The 18,256-nt window shown below is 72.1% G+C and carries 12 protein-coding genes and 1 pseudogene; 1 reads left to right on the top strand and 12 read right to left on the bottom strand.

Annotation, left to right across the window (positions count from 1 at the left end; all coding sequences use genetic code 11):
• Nucleotides 1-5: 5 nt before the first annotated feature.
• Nucleotides 6-569, top strand: coding sequence for a hypothetical protein (locus A3CE_RS0105185; RefSeq protein WP_020639005.1), 564 nt, complete (start codon nt 6-8; stop codon nt 567-569).
• On the opposite strand, the gene A3CE_RS0105180 is transcribed toward A3CE_RS0105185, so the two are convergent.
• From A3CE_RS0105180 to A3CE_RS0105130, 12 genes and pseudogenes are all read right to left on the bottom strand, one after another.
• A complete protein-coding gene (locus A3CE_RS0105180; protein ID WP_020639004.1) occupies nt 544-3,846 on the bottom strand; it encodes a S8 family serine peptidase in 3,303 nt (1,100 codons plus the stop codon). The two genes, A3CE_RS0105185 and A3CE_RS0105180, sit on opposite strands and share 26 nt — an antisense overlap.
• A 122-nt stretch (nt 3,847-3,968) precedes the next feature.
• Nucleotides 3,969-4,358, bottom strand: a complete 390-nt coding sequence (locus A3CE_RS50205; protein WP_245589432.1) for a tyrosine-protein phosphatase — start codon at nt 4,356-4,358, stop codon at nt 3,969-3,971.
• Between the two features lie 103 nt (nt 4,359-4,461).
• Nucleotides 4,462-5,214 (bottom strand): thaumatin family protein, encoded by a 753-nt coding sequence (locus tag A3CE_RS0105165; protein WP_020639002.1) that lies wholly within the window; start codon nt 5,212-5,214, stop codon nt 4,462-4,464.
• Between the two features lie 204 nt (nt 5,215-5,418).
• Entirely contained in the window at nt 5,419-5,832 is a 414-nt protein-coding gene (locus A3CE_RS0105160; protein ID WP_020639001.1) for a cysteine/serine endopeptidase inhibitor, read from the bottom strand.
• A 100-nt stretch (nt 5,833-5,932) separates the two neighbouring features.
• Nucleotides 5,933-6,088 carry a hypothetical protein gene (locus tag A3CE_RS56160; protein WP_157376769.1) on the bottom strand — a complete coding sequence of 52 codons (156 nt, stop codon included), beginning with the start codon at nt 6,086-6,088 and terminating at the stop codon, nt 5,933-5,935.
• A 48-nt stretch (nt 6,089-6,136) separates the two neighbouring features.
• Nucleotides 6,137-7,825, bottom strand: coding sequence for a phospholipid carrier-dependent glycosyltransferase (locus A3CE_RS0105155; RefSeq protein WP_020639000.1), 1,689 nt, complete (start codon nt 7,823-7,825; stop codon nt 6,137-6,139).
• Nucleotides 7,826-8,096: 271 nt separating this feature from the next.
• Nucleotides 8,097-12,272, bottom strand: coding sequence for a non-ribosomal peptide synthetase (locus A3CE_RS0105150; protein ID WP_020638999.1), 4,176 nt, complete (start codon nt 12,270-12,272; stop codon nt 8,097-8,099).
• A gap of 3 nt (nt 12,273-12,275) precedes the next feature.
• Nucleotides 12,276-12,788, bottom strand: a complete 513-nt coding sequence (locus A3CE_RS0105145) for an SET domain-containing protein-lysine N-methyltransferase (RefSeq protein ID WP_020638998.1) — start codon at nt 12,786-12,788, stop codon at nt 12,276-12,278.
• A gap of 78 nt (nt 12,789-12,866) precedes the next feature.
• The gene (locus A3CE_RS58345) at nt 12,867-13,325 is read right to left on the bottom strand and encodes a S1 family peptidase (RefSeq protein WP_020638997.1); all 459 of its coding nucleotides are present in this window, start codon (nt 13,323-13,325) and stop codon (nt 12,867-12,869) included.
• A gap of 74 nt (nt 13,326-13,399) precedes the next feature.
• Nucleotides 13,400-13,663: pseudogene (locus tag A3CE_RS59750) on the bottom strand (histidine kinase); the annotation flags it as partial.
• 267 nt (nt 13,664-13,930) lie between these two features.
• Nucleotides 13,931-16,795 carry a glycosyl hydrolase family 95 catalytic domain-containing protein gene (locus A3CE_RS0105135; protein WP_026468160.1) on the bottom strand — a complete coding sequence of 955 codons (2,865 nt, stop codon included), beginning with the start codon at nt 16,793-16,795 and terminating at the stop codon, nt 13,931-13,933.
• A gap of 29 nt (nt 16,796-16,824) precedes the next feature.
• A complete protein-coding gene (locus A3CE_RS0105130; protein WP_026468159.1) occupies nt 16,825-18,198 on the bottom strand; it encodes an RICIN domain-containing protein in 1,374 nt (457 codons plus the stop codon).
• Nucleotides 18,199-18,256: the final 58 nt, after the last annotated feature.

The following is an 18,256-nucleotide window of genomic DNA, read 5'->3' as shown; positions in this document are numbered from 1 at the left end:
CCTTCGTGCTGAGCTCGCCGGTCTGGCGAGGCACTCCGGTGGTGGCGTTCTGCGCGGGACTGGTCTGCGGCGGCGCCCTGACCGCGACGGTTCTCCTCGTGGCGGGATCGCTGCTGCGCGCACCCCTGCCGGACTTCGTGCGCTGGGCCGTGGTGGCGGCCGCGCTCGGTGCGGTGCTGCTGCGGGAAACGGGCGTGTGGTCGTTCCGGCTGCCGGAAAACCGGCGGCTGGTGCCGGACACCGTGTTCCGGCTCGGCCGGCACCTCGGCCCGCTGCAGTTCGGGTTCGAAATGGGCACCGGCGCCCGCACCTACCTGCCCAGCGGGCTGCCGTACGTCGCCGCGGTCGCCGTGGCCCTCACGGCTTCGGTGGCCGCCGCCCTGTGCGCGGGCGCCGGGTTCGGCATCGGCCGGGCCCTGATGACGACGGCGAACCTGCGCTACGACGGTGAGAACGGCTGGGACGGCGAGTGGCGGGCCCACGGCCGGGAACTGAGGTTCCTGACCGGGGCCGCCTTCGTCGTGCCGCTCGCCGCGGTCGCTGTCACGGTGTTGTCTGGTACGCCCTGATCACTGTCTGGCTGACCGCGTTGCCTTCCGTGTCGCGGGCGGTGATCCGCAACGACACGAACCCTTCGCCCGCCGGGTTGCGCACCAGCGCGAGCCCGCCGTTGCCGATCCGGACGGCGGGTACCGGCGTCCAGGTCGTGCCGTCGTCGGCGGACGTCTCGACCCGCAGGTCCGCCAGCCGGAACTCGCCGGCACCCGGCTGCCGCTGTGCGGTCAGCGCGAGCACGAACGGCTTCCCGGCCGGGGCCCGGCTCTGGTCGTCGACCGCGCCCTCGGCCCGGACCACCAGCAGCGGCAACGGTTTTGCCGGCGCCGCCAGACCCGGTTCGCGGAACGTCCACGCCACGTCCACCGCGGTGCCCACCACCGACCACGGCACGTCGCGCGTGGCGACGGACCGCAGGGTGTAGGTGGCCGGGCCGTCCGGGATGGCGAACGCCCCGAAGGCCGGGCTCGCGGAGGTGCCCAGCGGAACGCCGTCGCGGGACAGCGTCGCCGTGCCGGTGAGGCCGCCCGGTGGCGAGGTGTACTGCTGCGGGTCGCTGCCCGACACCAGCGGGATCGCGTACGTCAGCTGGTTCCCGGCGCGGAGCACACCCCAGCCGTCCTGGAGCGCGCCGAAGGCGGGCCCGACCGGGGCGCGGTTCCAGCCGGAGCGCTGGGGGCCGGGCCGGTAGGTCCGGTACGAGTAGTTGTTCTCCGCGTCGGTCAGCGGGGTCGGGTACACCGCCACGATGTGCTGCCAGCTCACGCCGGGCCCGGCGGTGTAGTACTCCGTGCGCCGGCTCGGCAGGGTCTGCGCCGAGACCAGGTACGTGGAGGTGTCGGCGCCCGGGAAGCCGAAGGTGGAGTCGTCGACGCGCAGCCCGTTCGCCGGTTTGCCCTGCGTGTGGTAACGGGTGTCGACCACCGCGAGGTCCCGGTCGCGTACCCGGAAGACCGGGTCGGCCGGAACGCGGCCGCGCTCGAGGAGTGCCAGCTGGTAGACGTAACCGTTCGGATCCACACCGGGTGGCCGGGCGGCCAGGGTGGCCCGGAAGTACAGCGCGTAGGTGTGGTCGGTGACCTCGCGGTCCGAGCCCACCGCGTACAGCTCGTTGCCCGGCTGGACGGTCCAGGCGAGCGTGCTGGTGCGGGTCCCGCCCGGATTTCCGGACACCAGGCCCAGTTCGCCGCCCTGCAGCCGCGCGTCCGCGCGATCGACCGCCGCGCGCACGGGTTTGCCCGCCCGCGCGTCGAGCGTGAACGCGACATCGCCGGTCACCGGCTGACCGGGCCGGGACAGCAGCGTCACCGCGGCCGGCCGGGTCTGGCCCGCCGGATCACCGGACACGTCGAACGCGTTGAGGTCGTAGCGTCCCTTCGGCACGCGCACCACGGCCGTGCCGTCGGAGCGGAACGGCCGCACCCCGAAGGCGGCCCCGGTCGCGGTGTCGACCAGGGTGGCGACGCCCACCGTGAACCGCCCGTCCCGGCCGATCAGCCGGACGGACACGTCGTAGCTTTCGGCTTCCAGGAAGGCGCCGAGCGCGGTCTGCACGCTGATCCCGGGTGCCGTCGCGGTCAGCCGGCCGCCGTACTGGCCGGCGCCGGCCGCGCCGGGCCGGAGGGTGACGCCGACGTCGGCGGCACCGTGGGCGGGGACCACCACGGACGGCACCGACGGCGTGAACAGCGCGGCGGTGGTGGCGAGGGCCAGGGTGACGGCCGCGTCGCCGTCGTTGCGGTAGGTCACGGTCTTCGTGACGGACTGGGCGCGTGGCCAGGCGACGAAGCCGTAGCCGAGGCTCCCGGTGGTCGCGGTGACCTGCTGGGTGACCGCGCGTCCCACGTCGACCCGGCCGGCGCCCTGCTCGACGACGTCGGCGGTGGCGTGGGCGGTGCTCGTCAGCGTGGTCTTGAGCCGATCGGCGAGCCAGTCCGGGTGCCGCTGGAGCAGCAGCGCCGCCGAACCGGCGACGTGCGGCGCCGCCATCGACGTGCCGGACAGCCTGGTGTAGTTCTCGTCGACCGGAGCGATGTCGCCGTCGCGGGTGCCCGCGGCCCTGGCCGAGACGATGCCTTCGCCGGGCGCGGCGAGGTCGGGCTTGAGCGCGTAGTCGCCGAGCCGGGGGCCACGGTTCGAGAACGCGCTGGTGGTGTCCTGGGCCGACACGCTGCCGACCGCGAGCGCCGCGTCCGCGGCGGCGGGCGCGACGACCGGCCCCGGTTCGGGCAGGTCGTTCGAACGGTCGTTGCCCGCCGGGGCGACGAACAACGTGCCGTACCGGCCGGTGAGCGCGTTCACCGCCTGGGACACCGGATCCGTGCCGTCGGTCGCTTCGCCGCCGAGGCTCATGGTGACCACGCGCACCTTCGGGGCGATCCACTCCATGCCGGCGATCACCGCGGACTCCGGGCAGCCGTAGGCGACGCAGACCTTGCCGCTGATCAGCCGCGCGTCCGGCGCCACCCCGCGGTAGCGGCCCCCGGAGGCGGCTCCGGTGCCGGCGATGATGCCGGCGACGTGCGTGCCGTGCCCGAGGTCGTCGCTCGCGTCCGGCCTGGTCCCGGTGAAGTCCTTCGCCTCCACGACCTTGCCGGCCAGGTCCGGGTGGTCGGCCTTGACGCCGGTGTCGAGCACGCCGACCGTCACACTGCTGCCGGTGTAGCCCGCCTGCCAGGCGGCCGGGCCGCCGATCTGCGGCACGCTGACGTCGAGGGCCGGCGTGGCCAGGCCGTCCAGCCACAGCTTGCCGACCCCGGCCCGCGCGGTGAGCCAGGTCCAGAACTCCGTGGCACGGCGCTTGTCTTGGCGCAGGGCCGTGCCGTGCACGCTCGGCAGGTCGCGGACCGTCGTGGTGGCGGGGGGAGCTTCGGCGGCGGCCCCTGCCGAATCGGTGAGGATCAGGGGGAGTTGTGGCGCGGAGTCGGCGAGGTGCTGCCGCAGCAGCTCGGAAACGTCGAACAGCCGGGAATCCAGCTTGCCGGACGCCACCAGCGCCAGCGCGTCCGACGGCACCACGGTGATGTCGCCGGGTTTCGTGCCGGTATTCGTTTCGCGGAGGAAGCCGATCCGGTCGCGGCCAGGGCCCGGTTCGATCACGACCGGGCTCGCCCCGCGGGGATTCGGCAGCACCCGCACCTTGTCGCCGGTGATCAACGTGACGGTCTGCCCGGGACCGCCGGGCACCGGGGAAACGGCGGCCGGTGCCGCCACCGCGGGCATGGACTGTGCCAAGCTCGCCACCACCACGGCCGCGAGCGCGCCCGCCGTCTTCTTCCGTTTTCGCTGCATGTCAGGACCTCCCGATTTGTTCGGTGCCCATCCTGATAGCCCCCACAATGCGAGCACGGCGAATATCCGCGTCACACTGCCGCCGATCATGAATCGTCCGGCAGTCCGGAACGGTCGGAAATTCACACCCCTCGAATTGTGCCCACCCGCGGCGTCCGGATCTGGCGTTTCACCGGCATCACGGTACCATTCGAAATGGGGGTGAAGAACCGCTGGGAAAGCAGCCGGTTCCTTGCCCGCTCGAGCTGGGCGCCGGTCGCTCCGCCCGCCGGCAGGTAAGTGCGCGCGCCGCCGTGACGGTCGTCCAGGTGGCTCAGCATCCGGAGCATCGTGTCGCCGCTGCAGCCGTCGGTGCGCGCGTAGTCCGCGGCGATCGAAGCGGGTGGCACGCCGGCGACGCTCAGCGCGAGCGCCACGAGCACCCCGGTCCGGTCCCGCCCGGCGCTGCAGTGCACCGCGAGCGGGCCGGACGGGCGTCGCCCAGCCGGACGAAGGCAATCCGCCGACGTCACGGGCGTGAAAGTTCGTGAAGGCCACCTTGAGGAACGTAGAGTTCCTCAAGGTGGCCTTCACGAACTTCGGGGAAGAGCGGTGGGGCTTGCCGCCGTGACGGCGTCAGGAACCGCCGTGGAAGGTGATCGTGAAGCCGGTGCAGGAGGCGCACTGGTACACCGTCTGGTTGCCCGGCTCGGTGTCCTGTGTGGACCAGGCGTACGCCTTCGGGCAGTGCGACTTGATCGTGTCGCTGTAGCTCGTGGGCGCGTCGCGGTCCGGGTTGACGCAGTTGACCAGCGTGCCGCCGGGGGAGTACTGGCGGTCTCCGGCCGGGCAGTAGGGCAGCAGGTTCTCCGGGCAGCCGGCGGTGCCGCACGACGCCGAACCCGGCGGCACGGTCGCGTTGACCGGCTCGATCGTGATCGGCAGCGAGAACGCGTTGACGTAGCTGACGTCGTACCACGGGGCGAGGCCGTCGGCCGTGTCGAAGTTGAACTCGGCCAGGCTGGCCGGCTGTTCACCGGTCGCGCAGTGGTCGGCGTAGACGCCGCAGTCGCCGACCACGCAGTGGAAGTTCTGGCCCGAGGTGCCGGTGCAACCCTGGCGCGCGAAGAACTTCCCCCGCCAGTGCCCGGGCGCCGACGTTTCCGGGATCGTCACGGTCGCCGACTGCCCGTTCGCCAGTGTCGGCAGGTTCGCGAAGTTGACGGACTGGTCGGCGTTCACGGTGCTGCCGAGCCAGAGCGTCTGGCCGGAGCGGTTGACGAACGTGACGGTGTGGTTGCCCGCCGCGGTGGCCGGAGCCGCCGGTGAGCTCACGGTCAACGCCACCACGATCGCCGCGGCGATAGCGAAGAACCTCCTGGAAAGCATGGGTTCGACCTCCGTTCGTTCCGTGCGGGGAAGGGGCCTTCGCGGTGGTCATCGGATGTCGTGAACGACTCGTTCATGGCGTCCGACGACAGGAAAGAGTCGTTCACGACGTCGCGGATTCTCTGAACTGCGGAAACGACTTTGCCGGGGCCTGGAGGGTGATAGGCCGGCCTCCGGCGGTGCCGCCGGAGGCCGGCACGGGGGTCACGAGTGCACGAACGTCCAGGTCACCGGGATGTTGCCCAGATTGGTGTCCGCCAGCTGGGCGAATGCCGGCTGGCTGAGGTCGATGTGCGCGCTGTCGCAGCTCGGGCACTTGTCGACCACGGGCACGGTGATGGACCGGCCGTTGTAGGACACCCGGATGGACACGCCCCGGCACAGCGGGTCGTTGTTCGGGTTGGCCGTCGTCCAGTACGCGGCCGGGGCCGCGACGAGCATCTGGGTGGCGGCGTTGATCTGCGTGCCGCAGGCGCCGAAGCCCGCGTCGTTGTAGTAGGTGGCGCGTCCGTTGACCGGTTGGTCGAAAGGAATGTCGGCCCACGCCGTACCGCTCATCGTCAGAGGAAGTGCGACAGCGGCGGCCAGTACACCGAGCGACTTGGTGGTCTTACGCATTCGTCCCTTTCCCTCGTGTTGCGGACGTGTTCGCGCCGGATGCTACTGGCCGACAGCAATACCTTGCTATGACAAAGAAGTGTCCGGACAAGATCGGCCGTCAACGTTGACAATGGGGCGTGGCGTGTTCAATGCGGAAATCGTGCGTCGGTTCTCCGTAATTCGTGAAATCGTCGGCTCGGCGGGTGGTCTTGGCCCAGATCACCACCGGGGGCGCGTCCGGATAGCCGGTGTCGTGGGCGATGACCTTGTCCACCTCGGGGTTGTGCCGGAAGAGCTTGAACTCGTCCTGTCGATCGCCGGGTCACGGCCGGCGGTAGAGCGTGATGGAGTGGCCGACTTCGCCGATCGGCGTGCTTTCGTGGATCAGCGCGGCCAGGCGGCCGTCGGCCTTGGCGGCGGCGGAATCCGAGACGACGAGCAGCCCGCGCACCTCGTCCGGCGGCACGCCGAACGGGTCGGCGGCGTCGATGCCGTAGGAGGACGGCACGCCGCTGCCCTTGTAGACGAGCCAGACCCGCTCACCCGCGTGGTCCCGCCGCAGGCGGTCGGCCAGCCGGCCCAGGTCCTGGCCCCAGTCGACGTTGGAGTCGTGCAGCCACCGGTGGGTCTCCGCCGGGCCGCCGAACGCCTCGTTGGAGTACGGCAGGTAGTACGGGAACGTCCGCAGCGAGCTGACCGCGGAGAACCCGACCAGCGCGGCCACGGCGACGTACGCCCAGCGCCGGCGGATCGCGACCACGCCGGCCGCCGCGACCGCCAGGAACATCGGCAGGAAGACCGCGTACCGGACGCCGAGGTCACGGCTGCCCGTCATCGCCACGGCCAGCAGCACGGCCGAGGGGACGAGGACGTACGGTGCCGCCGGGCGCAGCCGCGGAACCGCCACCAGCACGACGGCGCCGGCCAGCCAGAGCGCCAGCGCGCCCAGCGGCGTCTTCACCAGCAGTGCGGCCGGGAGGTAGTACCACAGCGAGCCGACGTGGAGCCTGCCGAACAGGAAGGTGGTCCAGACCTGGTCCTCGAAGCCGAACTGGACGCGCATCCCGTCGAGGTAGGGCCGGGGGAACGGCAGCCACTCGACGAGGGCGCGCAGGCCCTGGACGGGCGGGAGGCCCGGCGGTGCCGCCCAGCGCAGCCGCGGATCCACGGCGAGATAGGACGCCCACACGACGGCGACCGCGATCAGTGCCACGCCGGCGGCCGCCGCTACGCCGAGCCCGAGGTTCCGGACCGTCCTGCGTGGACCATCGCCGGGAGCGCGCCGGGCGTGCCAGACCGACAGCACGGCGAGGAGCATCACCACGGGGACGGCGGCCAGGGCGCTCATCTTCGTGGCCACGGCCGCGCCGAGGGCCAGCCCGGCCGGCGGGAGGTGGAGGACGGGACGGCGCCGGGCCCGCCACAGCAGCCAGGCCGACGTCAGGAGGAACCCGGCCGCCGGCACGTCCAGAGTGGCCAGGGACCCGTGCGCGATGAGGTCGGGGGAAAACGCGTACAGGGCCAGCGCGGCCAGCCCGCCGGCGGAACCGGTCAGATCACGGGCGAAGGCGAAGACGACCAGCCCGAACAACAGAGTCAGCACGATCATCGGCAGCCGGGCCGCCGACATCAGCCGGCCCGGGTCGTTGCCCGACTCGTACAGCACACGCCGGCCGAGCTGGGTCTGGTCGCCGTCGAAGGCGGGGTCGACGTGCGCGCCGGCGAAGACCAGCCCGGTCGCGATGATCAGCTTGCCCAGCGGCGGGTGCTCCGGGTTGTACCGCAGGCTGTGCTGCTGCAGGGAGTACACGGCGGTGCCCACGTAGACCGGCTCGTCGATGGTCGGGGACTGCTCGACGGCCGTCGTGACCATGGCGATCGCCATCTGGGCGAGCAGCGCGACGACGGCGAGCGCGAACCACCACCGCCGGTGCCGCCGCAGCCGGCCAGGCGGATGTTCGTCCGGGGTCGCCGCATCGGTGCCCGGCGGCCGGCTCGTCAAGAGGGCCAACCCACCAGTCCTTCCCTGGGCGATAGCGAGATCATCTTCCAGAGACGTCCGGCAAGCGCGGTGGTTCGCCTCGAAGGGGTCCCGGCCGGTCGTCACCAGCCGCCCGGCGGGCGGTTCCAGCCGGTTCGCCGATGCCGGCCGGCGCCCGCGGTACCGAGTATAGAACCCGGGAAGGGAGGCCCCCATGGAACGCGACGACCACCGCGGCACGGATCGGTCGGCGGCGGCTCGCCCCCCACTCCCAGCCGCCGCCGGCATCCCGCTTCACCGATCAGACGCCCCCTTGGTGCCGGGGACCGGCCGCCGGTGCGGCACGCCACCCCACCGGCAGTGACCGGGCCCTCGGCTGCTCGCCGGGCACCGCGAAGGTCCGGTCGAACTGCCAGAACGCCTGCGTCGGGGGTTCGGGAACCGGCCGGTGCCGCCCGGCCTGCCGCAGCGGCTGGGTCATCGGCTCCGGGTTCGTCCGCGGCGACGGGGCCTTCTGCTCCTTGGTCGGGACACCCGCGTAGCGCAGCCGGGGGAGCAGCCGCTCCTGCTTCATGACGACGCTGTGCGGGGCGACGTAGGCGTACTCGCCGATTTCGGCCCCGTACAGCGGAACCGTGCCGTGTGACAGGGTCGAATGCGCTCCGACGTACACGTGGTCGATCTTGAGCACGCGGTCCTCGAACGTGTGGGCCTGGAACATCGCGCTGACCGTCGCGCCGTCGCCGAAGTGCAGCATGTCGGGGTCGACGACCTGGGCGAAGCCTTCGCCGAGCACCACGCGCTTGCCGATGTCCATGCCGATGCGGCGCAGGTAGAGCGGCAGCATCAGGGTGCCTTCCAGCGCCGACAGCACGCCGCCCGCGATGACACCCCAAGCGACGTAGAGGAAGTCCCACCGGCTGCACCAGCAGGACCACAGCGGGTGCACGCCCGGCTTGACCCGCCCGAGCAGCCCCCACTTGAGGGCGAGGACGATCAGGCACGGCAGGATCCCGGCCGCCACCGTCACCACGGCGGCGCCGGGGAAGAGGAACGCGGCCAGCGGCAGCACGCCGGCGGCGTAGGCGATTCCGGTGAACCAGGCCGTCATGACGATCAGCGGGGCGACCGGCAGCGCGAACCGCAGCCACTCCCAGAACACCCGGGTGACCACCCGCGCGAACGACGGGTCGTGGGTCAGGCTCCGGTCGGTTTCCACGATCTCCCGGCGCGGCAGCAGGATCGGCGGGTGGCCGAACCACGACGTGCCGGGCAGCATGATGCGGTCGTCGGCCACCGTGCAGACGCCGATCAGGATGTCCGGTGGCAGCCGCTGCCCGCCCGGGATGACGGCGTGGTTGCCGAGGAACGTGTCGTGCCCGAGCCGGACCCGGGCGAGGGTGACCGTGCCCTGCTGGATGCGGGGGCCGCCGAGGTAGATGCCGTCGGCGAAGAACGTGTCCGGCCCGATCTCGACCAGCTCCGGGACGACGTCGATGATCGTGCTGATCTCGCAGCCGCGGCCCACCTTCATCCCGGCCCAGCGCAGCCACACCGGCCAGAACAGCCCACCGGAAAGCCAGTTCCCGGCCGTGGTGACCAGGCCGGTCTTGAGGCTGACCCGGATGTAGGCGAGACTCCAGCGGCTGATGACGCCTTCCTCCACCCGGCCGAGCGCGCGGGCGCAGAACGCTTCGACCCAGACCCCGATCAGCAGCGACAGGCAGCTGGCCGCGGCCAAGACGAGCAGGAACGTCGGGTGCGCCCACGGCCGGGTGAGCGCGTCCAGCAGCGCCGGGTAGGTGACGTCGAAGGCCAGCACCAACGCGATCATGACGATCGAGAGCGGCAGCGCGAACACCCAGGCGAAGAGCGCGCGGGCGGCGATGGTGGCGAGCCCGTGCGCGAACGGCGACAGCACGCTGCCGCCGACGACCGGGACGGGCACGCGCGGCGCCGGGCCGGCGTCGTGCGCCGGGACGCCGTCCCAGCGCCGTCCGTCGGGAACGGCGGTCCCGGACGGCAGTGACGACAACGCGGCGAGCCAGGAACCGCGGCCGAGGCGGGTGTTGGGGGACATGCCCGCGCGGACGTCCACGGTGGCGCCGCCGGCGACGGTGATCCGGCCGATCGTGAGGTGCCCCTCGCTCAGCTGGACCAGGCCGAGCTGGGCGTCCTGGCCGATGGTGGCGTCGTCGCCGATGTCGAGCAGGTCCCAGCCGCCTTGGACGACGTCGACGCCGCGGTGGATGTGCACGCGTTTGCCGATCCGGGCGCCGAGCCTCCGCAGCGCCATGTTCTGGAACTCGGTGCCGGCGATGGTGCCCCACGGCACGAACCGCAACAGGTGCCGGACGATCCACAGCCGCAGGTGGAACCCGCTCCAGACCGGCACCCGCGTCGGCTCGAACTTGCCGATGAGCAGCCGTTTCGCCCGCACGGCGAAGAACACGGCCAGCGGCGTCCAGCCGAAGGCGACCACCACGAGCGCGGTCGGGAGCAGGACGATCAACGGCACCAGGCCGATCCGCTCGGCCAGCCACGGCAGCGCGACGAAGACGGCGAACCAGCCGATCGGCGCGGCGATCGCCAGTTCGGCGAACAGCCAGGCCGCCTGCGCCATCGTGATGGAGACGGCGCTGCGTGCCGGGGCCGCGACCGCGTCGATCTCGTCGTGGGTCACCGGGGCGGCCAGCTTCGCCAGTCCCGACACCGTGCGGGCACGGTAGACGTCCCGGACGGCGATGGCTTCGGTGAGCGGGTTGACGCGCAGCTTCGAGATGAGCATCGCCGCCTGCAGCGAGCTGCCGCCGAGGTCGTCGAAGAAGTCGTCGTCGGCACCGACGTCCGGCGTTTCCAGCACTTCGCGGAGGGCGGCCGCGATGAACTCCTCGGTCTCGTTCCCGGTGGTCTCGGTGCCGGTGGTCCTGGCCGCGTGCCGCCGCCCGGCCGCCAGCACCGGCAGGTCGTCGCGGCGCAGCTTCCCGCCGGCGCTGCGCGGCAGGGTTTCCGCCTCGCCGAAGACCGCCGGGATCATGTACACCGGAAGGACTTTGCGCAGGTGTTCCTTGAGCGCGGCCGGGTCCGGCATGGCGCCGTCGGGCACCAGGTGCGCGGCGATCACCTGGCCGGCGCCCTCGCCCTGGACCCGGCACGCCGCCTCGCGCACCCCGGGGAACCGGGCCAGTGACGACTCGATGGCCTCCAGCTCGATCCGGTAGCCGCGCAGCTTGACCTGGGAGTCGATGCGGCCGTGGTAGAAGAGCCCGCCGTCCGCTTCGGCGTGCACGAGGTCGCCCGTGCGGTACAGCCGGCCGAGCCGGGGGTGCCGCGGGAACTTCTCCGCCGTCAGCTCCGGCTTGCCGTGGTAGCCCAGCGCCAGGCCGGCGCCTGTCATGCACAGCTCGCCCTTCTCGCCCGGCTTGACGGGTTCGAGCTTGTCGTCGAGGACCCAGGCCCGCATGCCCGGCACCGGTTTGCCGATGGCGACCGGCTTCCCGGGCTCGACGTCGGCGCGCAGGCAGGTCACCGTGCACTCGGTCGGCCCGTACCCGTTGACCATCCGGCGGCCCGGGGCCCAGCGCTCGGCGACGTCGTCGGGCAGGGCTTCCCCGCCGACGTAGAGCAGGCGCAGGTCGGGCAGCTCCCGCCGCGGGTTCTCGCACGCGGTCGCGCGCAGCAGGGTCGGCGGCGGGCAGAGCACGGTGATCCGCTCGTTCCGCAGCCACGGCACGAGGTCGGGGCCGAGCCGCGCCGTCTCGTCGTCCATCACCACGACGGTGGCGCCGCACGCCCACGCCATCCACGCCTCCTCGACCGAGGAGTCGTACGCGGGCGAAGACCCCTGGGCCACGCGATCGCCGGGCCCGAGCCCGAACTCGGCGACGTCCGAGCGGATCAGGTTGACCACGCCCTGGTGCCCGATGAGCACGCCCTTCGGCTTGCCCGTGGTGCCCGAGGTGTAGATGACGTAAGCCAGTCCCGGCGGCGCCGCCGGCGCGATGACCGGCCGGCCGACCGGCTTGGCCGGGCCGTCGACGCGCTGCACCGCGCCGGTGTAGCCCGCCCGGACCGCCCGCTCCTGCCCGGCCCGGTCGGTGACGAGCAGCGCCGGCGCGGCGTCGTCGAGGATGTGGGCCAGCTGCTCGTCGGGGAACGACGGGTCGACGCAGACGTACGCCGAGCCGGCCCGCAGCACGCCGAGCTGCGCCAGGTAGAGGTCCTCCGTCGCGCGGGACAGGAGGATCGCGACGATCCCCGGCCGCCGCACGGCCTGCTGGACCACGCGGGCGGCGGCCGAGGACCGCCGGAGCAGCTCGCGGTAGGTCACGGTGCGCCGCGCCCGCCCGCCGGACGGCGGGACGTCGAGGGCGATCGCGTCCGGCCGGCGGCGGGCCGACTGCTCGAAGAAGTGGTGCAGGAGTGCCGGCCCGGCGGTACCCCGGGCCGGCACATCCGGCTGGAACGCCTCGCTCACTCCTCACACCCCGACGGGTTCGGCGAGCCGGCCGTCGAGCACGGCCAGCAGGTACGGCGAGAGCAGCGCGCGCAACGCCTCGCGCCGCTCCTTCGGCAGGTGCCGGAAGCCCTGGATGACGCCGTCGCAGCGGTCGCCGCCGCACTGGCACGTGAAGGGCTCGGCCATGTCGTACTCGGTGGTGGCGTAGTGGAAGGTGATCTCCGACCACGCCGGGATCGGGCGCAGGCTGAACACCGACCGGTCGCGGATCACCGCGGTCGGCTCGCAGGCGTGGTTCATGAACCGCCACGAATAGCGGTCGAGCACTTCCTCGAGCGGGCAGTCGCCGGGCATGTCGATGTGGTGGACGGCGTCGAGCTGGACCGTGTAGCGCGTCGGCGTCGCCGTGACTTCGCCTTCGAGGGTGAACAGCAGCGTGCGGGCCGGCACGGCCTGGTTGGTGACCAGCCGGTACTCGCCGTCGTTGCGGACGACAGCGGCGCGGCGCTCGGTGACGACTGTGGACTCGGTCATTCGTGATCTCCTCAAGGGGTGGCTTCCCAGGGCACGGCTGCGCGGTACCGGGGGGTTCACGCTCGCTCGTGAGCGTTCTCAGCGGGCTCTCAACGAACTTTTGCTACGGCTGGTCTGGTGCGCGGAACGCGCCGGAGACCCGTGCGGCGCGGGACATCCCCCGCGCGCCGTGACCCGGCCCTGGTGCAGCCCGGTGGTGCTGCCCATCCGGAGCACCTGCTGGTTCACCTTCGCCGCGGCCGCCCGCGTGATGGTCACAGTCCGGCCGCCGCCGGTGTCGACGACGCTGGGCGCGTCGGTCGCGGTGTCGTTGTAGGTGAGCAGGGAGAAGTCGCCGTTGCCCGGAAACGTCGCCTGTTTGACGGTGGCGACCGGTCGCCCGCCCTGCGCCAGGGACCACTGCCGTCCGGCGGCGGCGCAGTGGTCGGCGGTGAGGATGCCGGGGTCCCCGTTGCCGGTGGTGACGTTGAAGCCGAGGGAACATCGGGCCCGGCCGGTGAAGATCGCGTCGCCGCCCTCGGCGAACAGGGTGAGCACCCCGGGTGTCCGCTCGACCCGGATCTGCCGGTCCGGTCCGCCGGGCGCGTCAGGTCCGCCTCGTCCTGGCGGAGGATCCCGAGCGTCGCGCGCAGTTCGTCCATCGCGGTCTGCACGGTGCCCCGGATGAGCCGGGCGGGCTCGGTGGTCTCGGCCGGCTGCGCCGCGTCGAGCTCGAGGCTGCCGGCGTAGAGCGAGATGAGGCTGAGCCGGTGCCCGAGCAGGTCGTGCATCTCCTGCGCGATCCGGGACCGCTCCTGCAGCCGGGCGGCCGACGCCGCGAACCGCGTCTGCTCCCGCGGGGCGGCGAGCAGGCGTTCCCGCTGGGCCAGCAGCACCTGCACCGCGACCGGCCCGAGGACGCAGACGACGGCCACGACCCCGTAGCCGGCGAGCGAGGTCTGCCACTGGAAACCCGACCCGGCGAGCCCGATGGCGAACGGGGCGGCGGCGGCCACGGCCAGTGCGGCACAGCGCCACCGCAGGGACCGCGTCCGCGCGGCCACGCCGTAGTCCGCACGAATGACTCCAAGTCCGTGAATGGCACATCGAGAGACGTAGAGTCCCTTGATGTGCCATTCACGGACTTTCGAGTTCGGTGCTGGTCACACGCGCTGAAGCTGGAAACGCTGGTTCGCCGCGCCGGTCACCGTCCACTGCGAGATGCGGGCGCCGTCGGCGGTCGAGGCGCCCCAGACGTCCATGGCGAGGCCGCTCGCCCGGTTGACCAGGCTCACCACGCCGCCGCCCTGGTCGGTCACCTGCCACTGCTGGGCCGGCGCGCCGGTGTCGGGTTGCTGGGTGATGTCGGCGCCGGTGCTCGTCGACGCCACCTGCAGGACCAGGCCGCTGCTGCGGGACCGGATGCGGTGGAAGCCGCCGTCGGAGACGAGGAAGTCGAACTGCTGGTTGAGCCCGCTGGTGGCCGCCCACTGGATCAGGGCTGCCCCGGCACTCGTCGAGCCGCCGCTGATGTCGGCCTGCTTGCCGCTGTGCTGGGCGACGAGCCGGTAGTTCACCCCCGGTTGCACCACCGGCGGCAGCCCGCCGACGGAAGTGGCGCGGTAGGTGTGGCCTGCCTGGCCCGCGAAGCGGACCAGGTCGGGCTCGACGGACACCGGCTGGACAGCCGCGCCGCTCGTCGTGTCGAGCACCGCGTAGTCCGCGGTGAACATCCGGCTGCGCACCTTGATGTCGCCGTCACGGTCGGGCGTGATGGTCAGCTGCGTCGCCGAGCCGGCGCTCCAGGCCGCGCCGACCGTGTAACCGCCGCGCCCGCGCAGGCCCGCGACGCTCCCGGCCGGCCAGGAAGGGGGCAATGCCGGCAGCACGTGCAGCTCGCCGTTGTGGCTGTGCAGCAGCATCTCGGCGATGCCGGACGTCGCGCCGAAGTTGCCGTCGATCTGGAACGGCGGGTGCAGGTCGAACATGTTGGGCGCCAGCCGGTCCGTCCGCACGAGGAGCCGGAGCAGGTCGTGCGCCTTGCCACCCTCCTCCATGCGCGCCCAGTAGTTGATCTTCCAGGCCAGCGACCAGCCGGTACCGTCGTCGCCGCGCAGCTCGAGCGTCCGGCGGGCCGCGGTGAACAGCGGGGGCGTGCCGCGCTTGCTGATCTGGTTGCTCGGGTACAGGCCGTACAGGTGCGAGATGTGCCGGTGGTTCTGCTCGGTCTCGACCCAGTCGTAGAGCCATTCCTGGATGTTCCCGCGCGAGCCGACCTTCATCGGCGCCAGCCGCTGCCGGGCCGCCTTGACCTGGTCGGTGAAGGCGGCGTCCACGCCCAGCACCTGGCACGCGCCCGCGCAGCCGTCGAACAGGTCGCGCAGGATCTGCATGTCCATCGTGGGTCCCGCGCACACGGACGCGTTCGCGTGGTGGTTCAGTTCCGGCGAGTTGGCCGGGTTCGTCACGAGGTAGCCCAGCGACGGTTCGGTCACCAGGGTGTCGAGGAAGAACTGGGCGGCACCCTTCAGCAACGGATAACGGGAGCGCAGGAATTCGACGTCGCCGGTGAACCGGTAGTGGTCCCAGATCATGGTGGCGAGCCAGGCCCCGCCGGTCTGCCACATGCCGGCCTGCGCGAAGTCCACAATGGAGGATCCGCGCCACGCGTCGGTGTTGTGGTGGGTGACCCAGCCGCGAGCGCCGTATTCGACCTGCGCGGTGCGGGCGCCGGTGACCGCGAGGTCGGCGATCATGCCGAACACCGGCTCGTGGCACTCGGCGAGGTTGGTCACGTCGGCCGGCCAGTAGTTCATCGGCAGGTTGGCGTTGAGCGTGTACTTCGACTCCCACGACGGGTTCATCTGGTCGTTCCAGATGCCCTGCAGGTTGGCCGGCTGGGTGCCCGGCCGCGACGAGGAGATCAGCAGGTAGCGGCCGAACTGGAAGAGCAGGGCGGAGAACTGCGGGTCGTCGGCGGTGTTGTGCTGCGCGATCCGGACGTCGGTCGGCTGGTCGGCCGCCGCGGTGCGGCCGAGGTCGAGGGTGGTGCGCCCGAACAGCTTCTGGTAGTCGGCCACGTGACGGCCGCGCAGGGAGTCGTAGGGGAGAGCCCGGGCGGCACTCAGCCGGGTGCGGGCGATGCCCTGGTAGTCCCCGTTCACCGTGCGGTAGTCGACGTAGCTGGTGCCGACCGAGATCAGCAGGGTGACGGCGTTGGCACCGGACACCCGCAGCGTGCCACCGGAACTGCTGGTGGTCCCGCCCTCGGCGACGGCGTCGGCCAGCGCGAGGAACCGGACCGAACCGGCGATCCCGCGGCTGTCCGCGGAAACTCCGTCCAGGCCGATCGTCGAGGCGCCGGGGCTGGACGCCGTCGCCCGCTGCGGGGTGGCCAGCGACGCCGAGAACGAGATCGAGCCCGGCGTCTCGGCCGTCAGGCGCACGACGATCACCTGGTCCGCCGCGCTGGCGAACACTTCCCGCCGGTAGCGCACGTTGTTCGCGACGTAGGTCACGACCGTCGTGGCCGTGGTGAGATCGAGCCACCGCTGGTACGAAGACGCCCCGCTCCCGCCGGAAAGGGCGAGGCTGAGGGTGCCGACGGGCTGGTACGGCTGCTGGGCGGCGGGGGTCCCGAGCATCTTCTGGTCGATGAGCGACTGCGCCTGCGTCCACTGGTTCCCGAACACCAGCTGCCGGATCTGCGCGAGCGCCCCCGCGCCCTGGGCGTTGCTGTAGTCGTGCGGGCCGCCCGCCCAGACCGTGTCCTCGTTGAGCTGCAGGCGTTCGGTGTCGGTGTTGCCGAACACCATGGCGCCCAGCCTGCCGTTGCCGATCGGCAACGCGCGCAGCCACTCCGTGCCCGCCGGCTTGTCGTACCACAGCGCCAGGTCGTTCACCGCGCGGACGTCCGCGGGCGCGGCCGACCCGGCCCGTGCGGTCGCCGTCCACGCCGTGGGCACCAGCGCGGCGCCCACGCCCGCGGCACCGAGCCGCATCGCCTGCCTGCGCGTCAGATCCGGCATCGTCGTCCTCCGATCGGCAGCGGCCGCGATCAGGCGCGCTGGAGCTGGAACCGCTGGTTGGCGCCGCTGGAAGCGGCGTACTGCGAGATCCGCGCCCCGTCGGCCGTCGACGCGCCCCACACGTCCATCGCCAAGCCGCTCAGCCGGTTCACCAGGCTGACCGCGTCGCCGCCCTGATCCACCGGTTTCCACTGCTGGCTCGCCGCGTCGCTGTCCGGCTGCTGCGTGATGTCCGCCCCCGAGGCCGAACTGGCGACCTGCAGGACCAGCCCGCTGTGCCGGGCCCGGATCCGGTAGTACCCGTCGGCGGAGGCCAGGAAGTCGAACTGCTGGTTCGACGCGGTGTGCGACGACCACTGGATCAGCGCCGCGCCCGCCGCGGTGGACGCGCCACTGATGTCCGCCGACTTGCCGCTGTGCGCGGCGACCAGGGAGTAGTTCACGCCCACCTGGACCGGCGGCAGAGGCGGCGGGGTCGGGTTGCCGTCGAACTGGCTGAAGAACTTCCAGATCTCGGCCTTGTCCCAGCTCCTCGCGCCGCTCTCGCAGCCGGTGCAGCCGTCCACCGGGCCCTGCTGGTGGCCGCCGTCGAACGGCGCCCAGACCACCGGATACCCGGTCCGGCAGCCCGAATAGACGGTCAGGTAATGGGTTTTGCTGCCCGGAGCGGGTTCGGGGGCGTTCTGCGGGGTGCAGCCGTTGTTCCTGACGAACGTGTCGCGCAGTCCCCGGCCGGCCCCGATGTTGTCCGACACGCCGTGGATTCCCATGTACGCGATGGGCTGGGTGCCACCGCTGCAGCCGCTGATCGCGCCGGGCGCGGCGATGGCCACGACCGCGCGGAAGACGGTCGCCCGGGCGCACGCGAGCGCGTAGCTCATCGCGCCGCCGTAGCTGAACCCGATGGAGAACAGCTGCGTCGTGTCGACGCAGAGGTCGTTCTCGATGAGCCGGATCATGTCGTCGGTGAAGGTGACGTCTTCGCCGCCGGAGTTGCCCCAGCCGTTGCCGATGCCTTGCGGCGCCACGAAGATCGTGGTGTTGCCCGACTGCGACTGCATGCCGTAGTAGGCCCAGGCGTACCCGTCGCTCCCGCCCGAGGCGACCTGCTCGGCGGTGCCGCCCAGCCAGTGGTACCCGAAAGCCAGCCGGTGCGGAGAGCTGTTGTCGTAGGTGTCGGGGATCTTCAGGATGAAGTCGCGGCTCTTGCCGTTGCTCTGGATGGTGCGCTTGCCGCTGGTGAGCGTGGGGTTCTTGCCGCAGCCGGCACTCGGCGTGCCCGCCGCCGCGGTGCCGGCTCCGGGCGCGGTGGCCGCGCCGGCGCTCGGGGGCGTGCCACCCACGGCCAGGACGAGCAGCGCGGCGGTCACGACGGTTCTGAACAACGATCGGTGTCCCGACATCCGAAACCCCTTTGGCCGGCGGGGAAATTCTCGACGATTCGCGAAACGCCGTTGCGTT

The sequence above is a fragment of the Amycolatopsis balhimycina FH 1894 genome, assembly GCF_000384295.1.
Classification (GTDB): domain Bacteria; phylum Actinomycetota; class Actinomycetes; order Mycobacteriales; family Pseudonocardiaceae; genus Amycolatopsis; species Amycolatopsis balhimycina.
This window is presented reverse-complemented; position numbering and strand designations above follow the sequence as displayed.

Bases quoted from the DNA above. Each gene is read 5' to 3' on its own strand.
- A3CE_RS0105180 (WP_020639004.1), bottom strand. From the start codon at position 3,846: ATGCAGCGAAAACGGAAGAAGACGGCGGGCGCGCTCGCGGCCGTGGTG.
- A3CE_RS0105165 (WP_020639002.1), bottom strand. From the start codon at position 5,214: ATGCTTTCCAGGAGGTTCTTCGCTATCGCCGCGGCGATCGTGGTGGCG.
- A3CE_RS0105160 (WP_020639001.1), bottom strand. From the start codon at position 5,832: ATGCGTAAGACCACCAAGTCGCTCGGTGTACTGGCCGCCGCTGTCGCA.
- A3CE_RS0105145 (WP_020638998.1), bottom strand. From the start codon at position 12,788: ATGACCGAGTCCACAGTCGTCACCGAGCGCCGCGCCGCTGTCGTCCGC.
- A3CE_RS0105135 (WP_026468160.1), bottom strand. From the start codon at position 16,795: ATGCCGGATCTGACGCGCAGGCAGGCGATGCGGCTCGGTGCCGCGGGC.
- A3CE_RS0105130 (WP_026468159.1), bottom strand. From the start codon at position 18,198: ATGTCGGGACACCGATCGTTGTTCAGAACCGTCGTGACCGCCGCGCTG.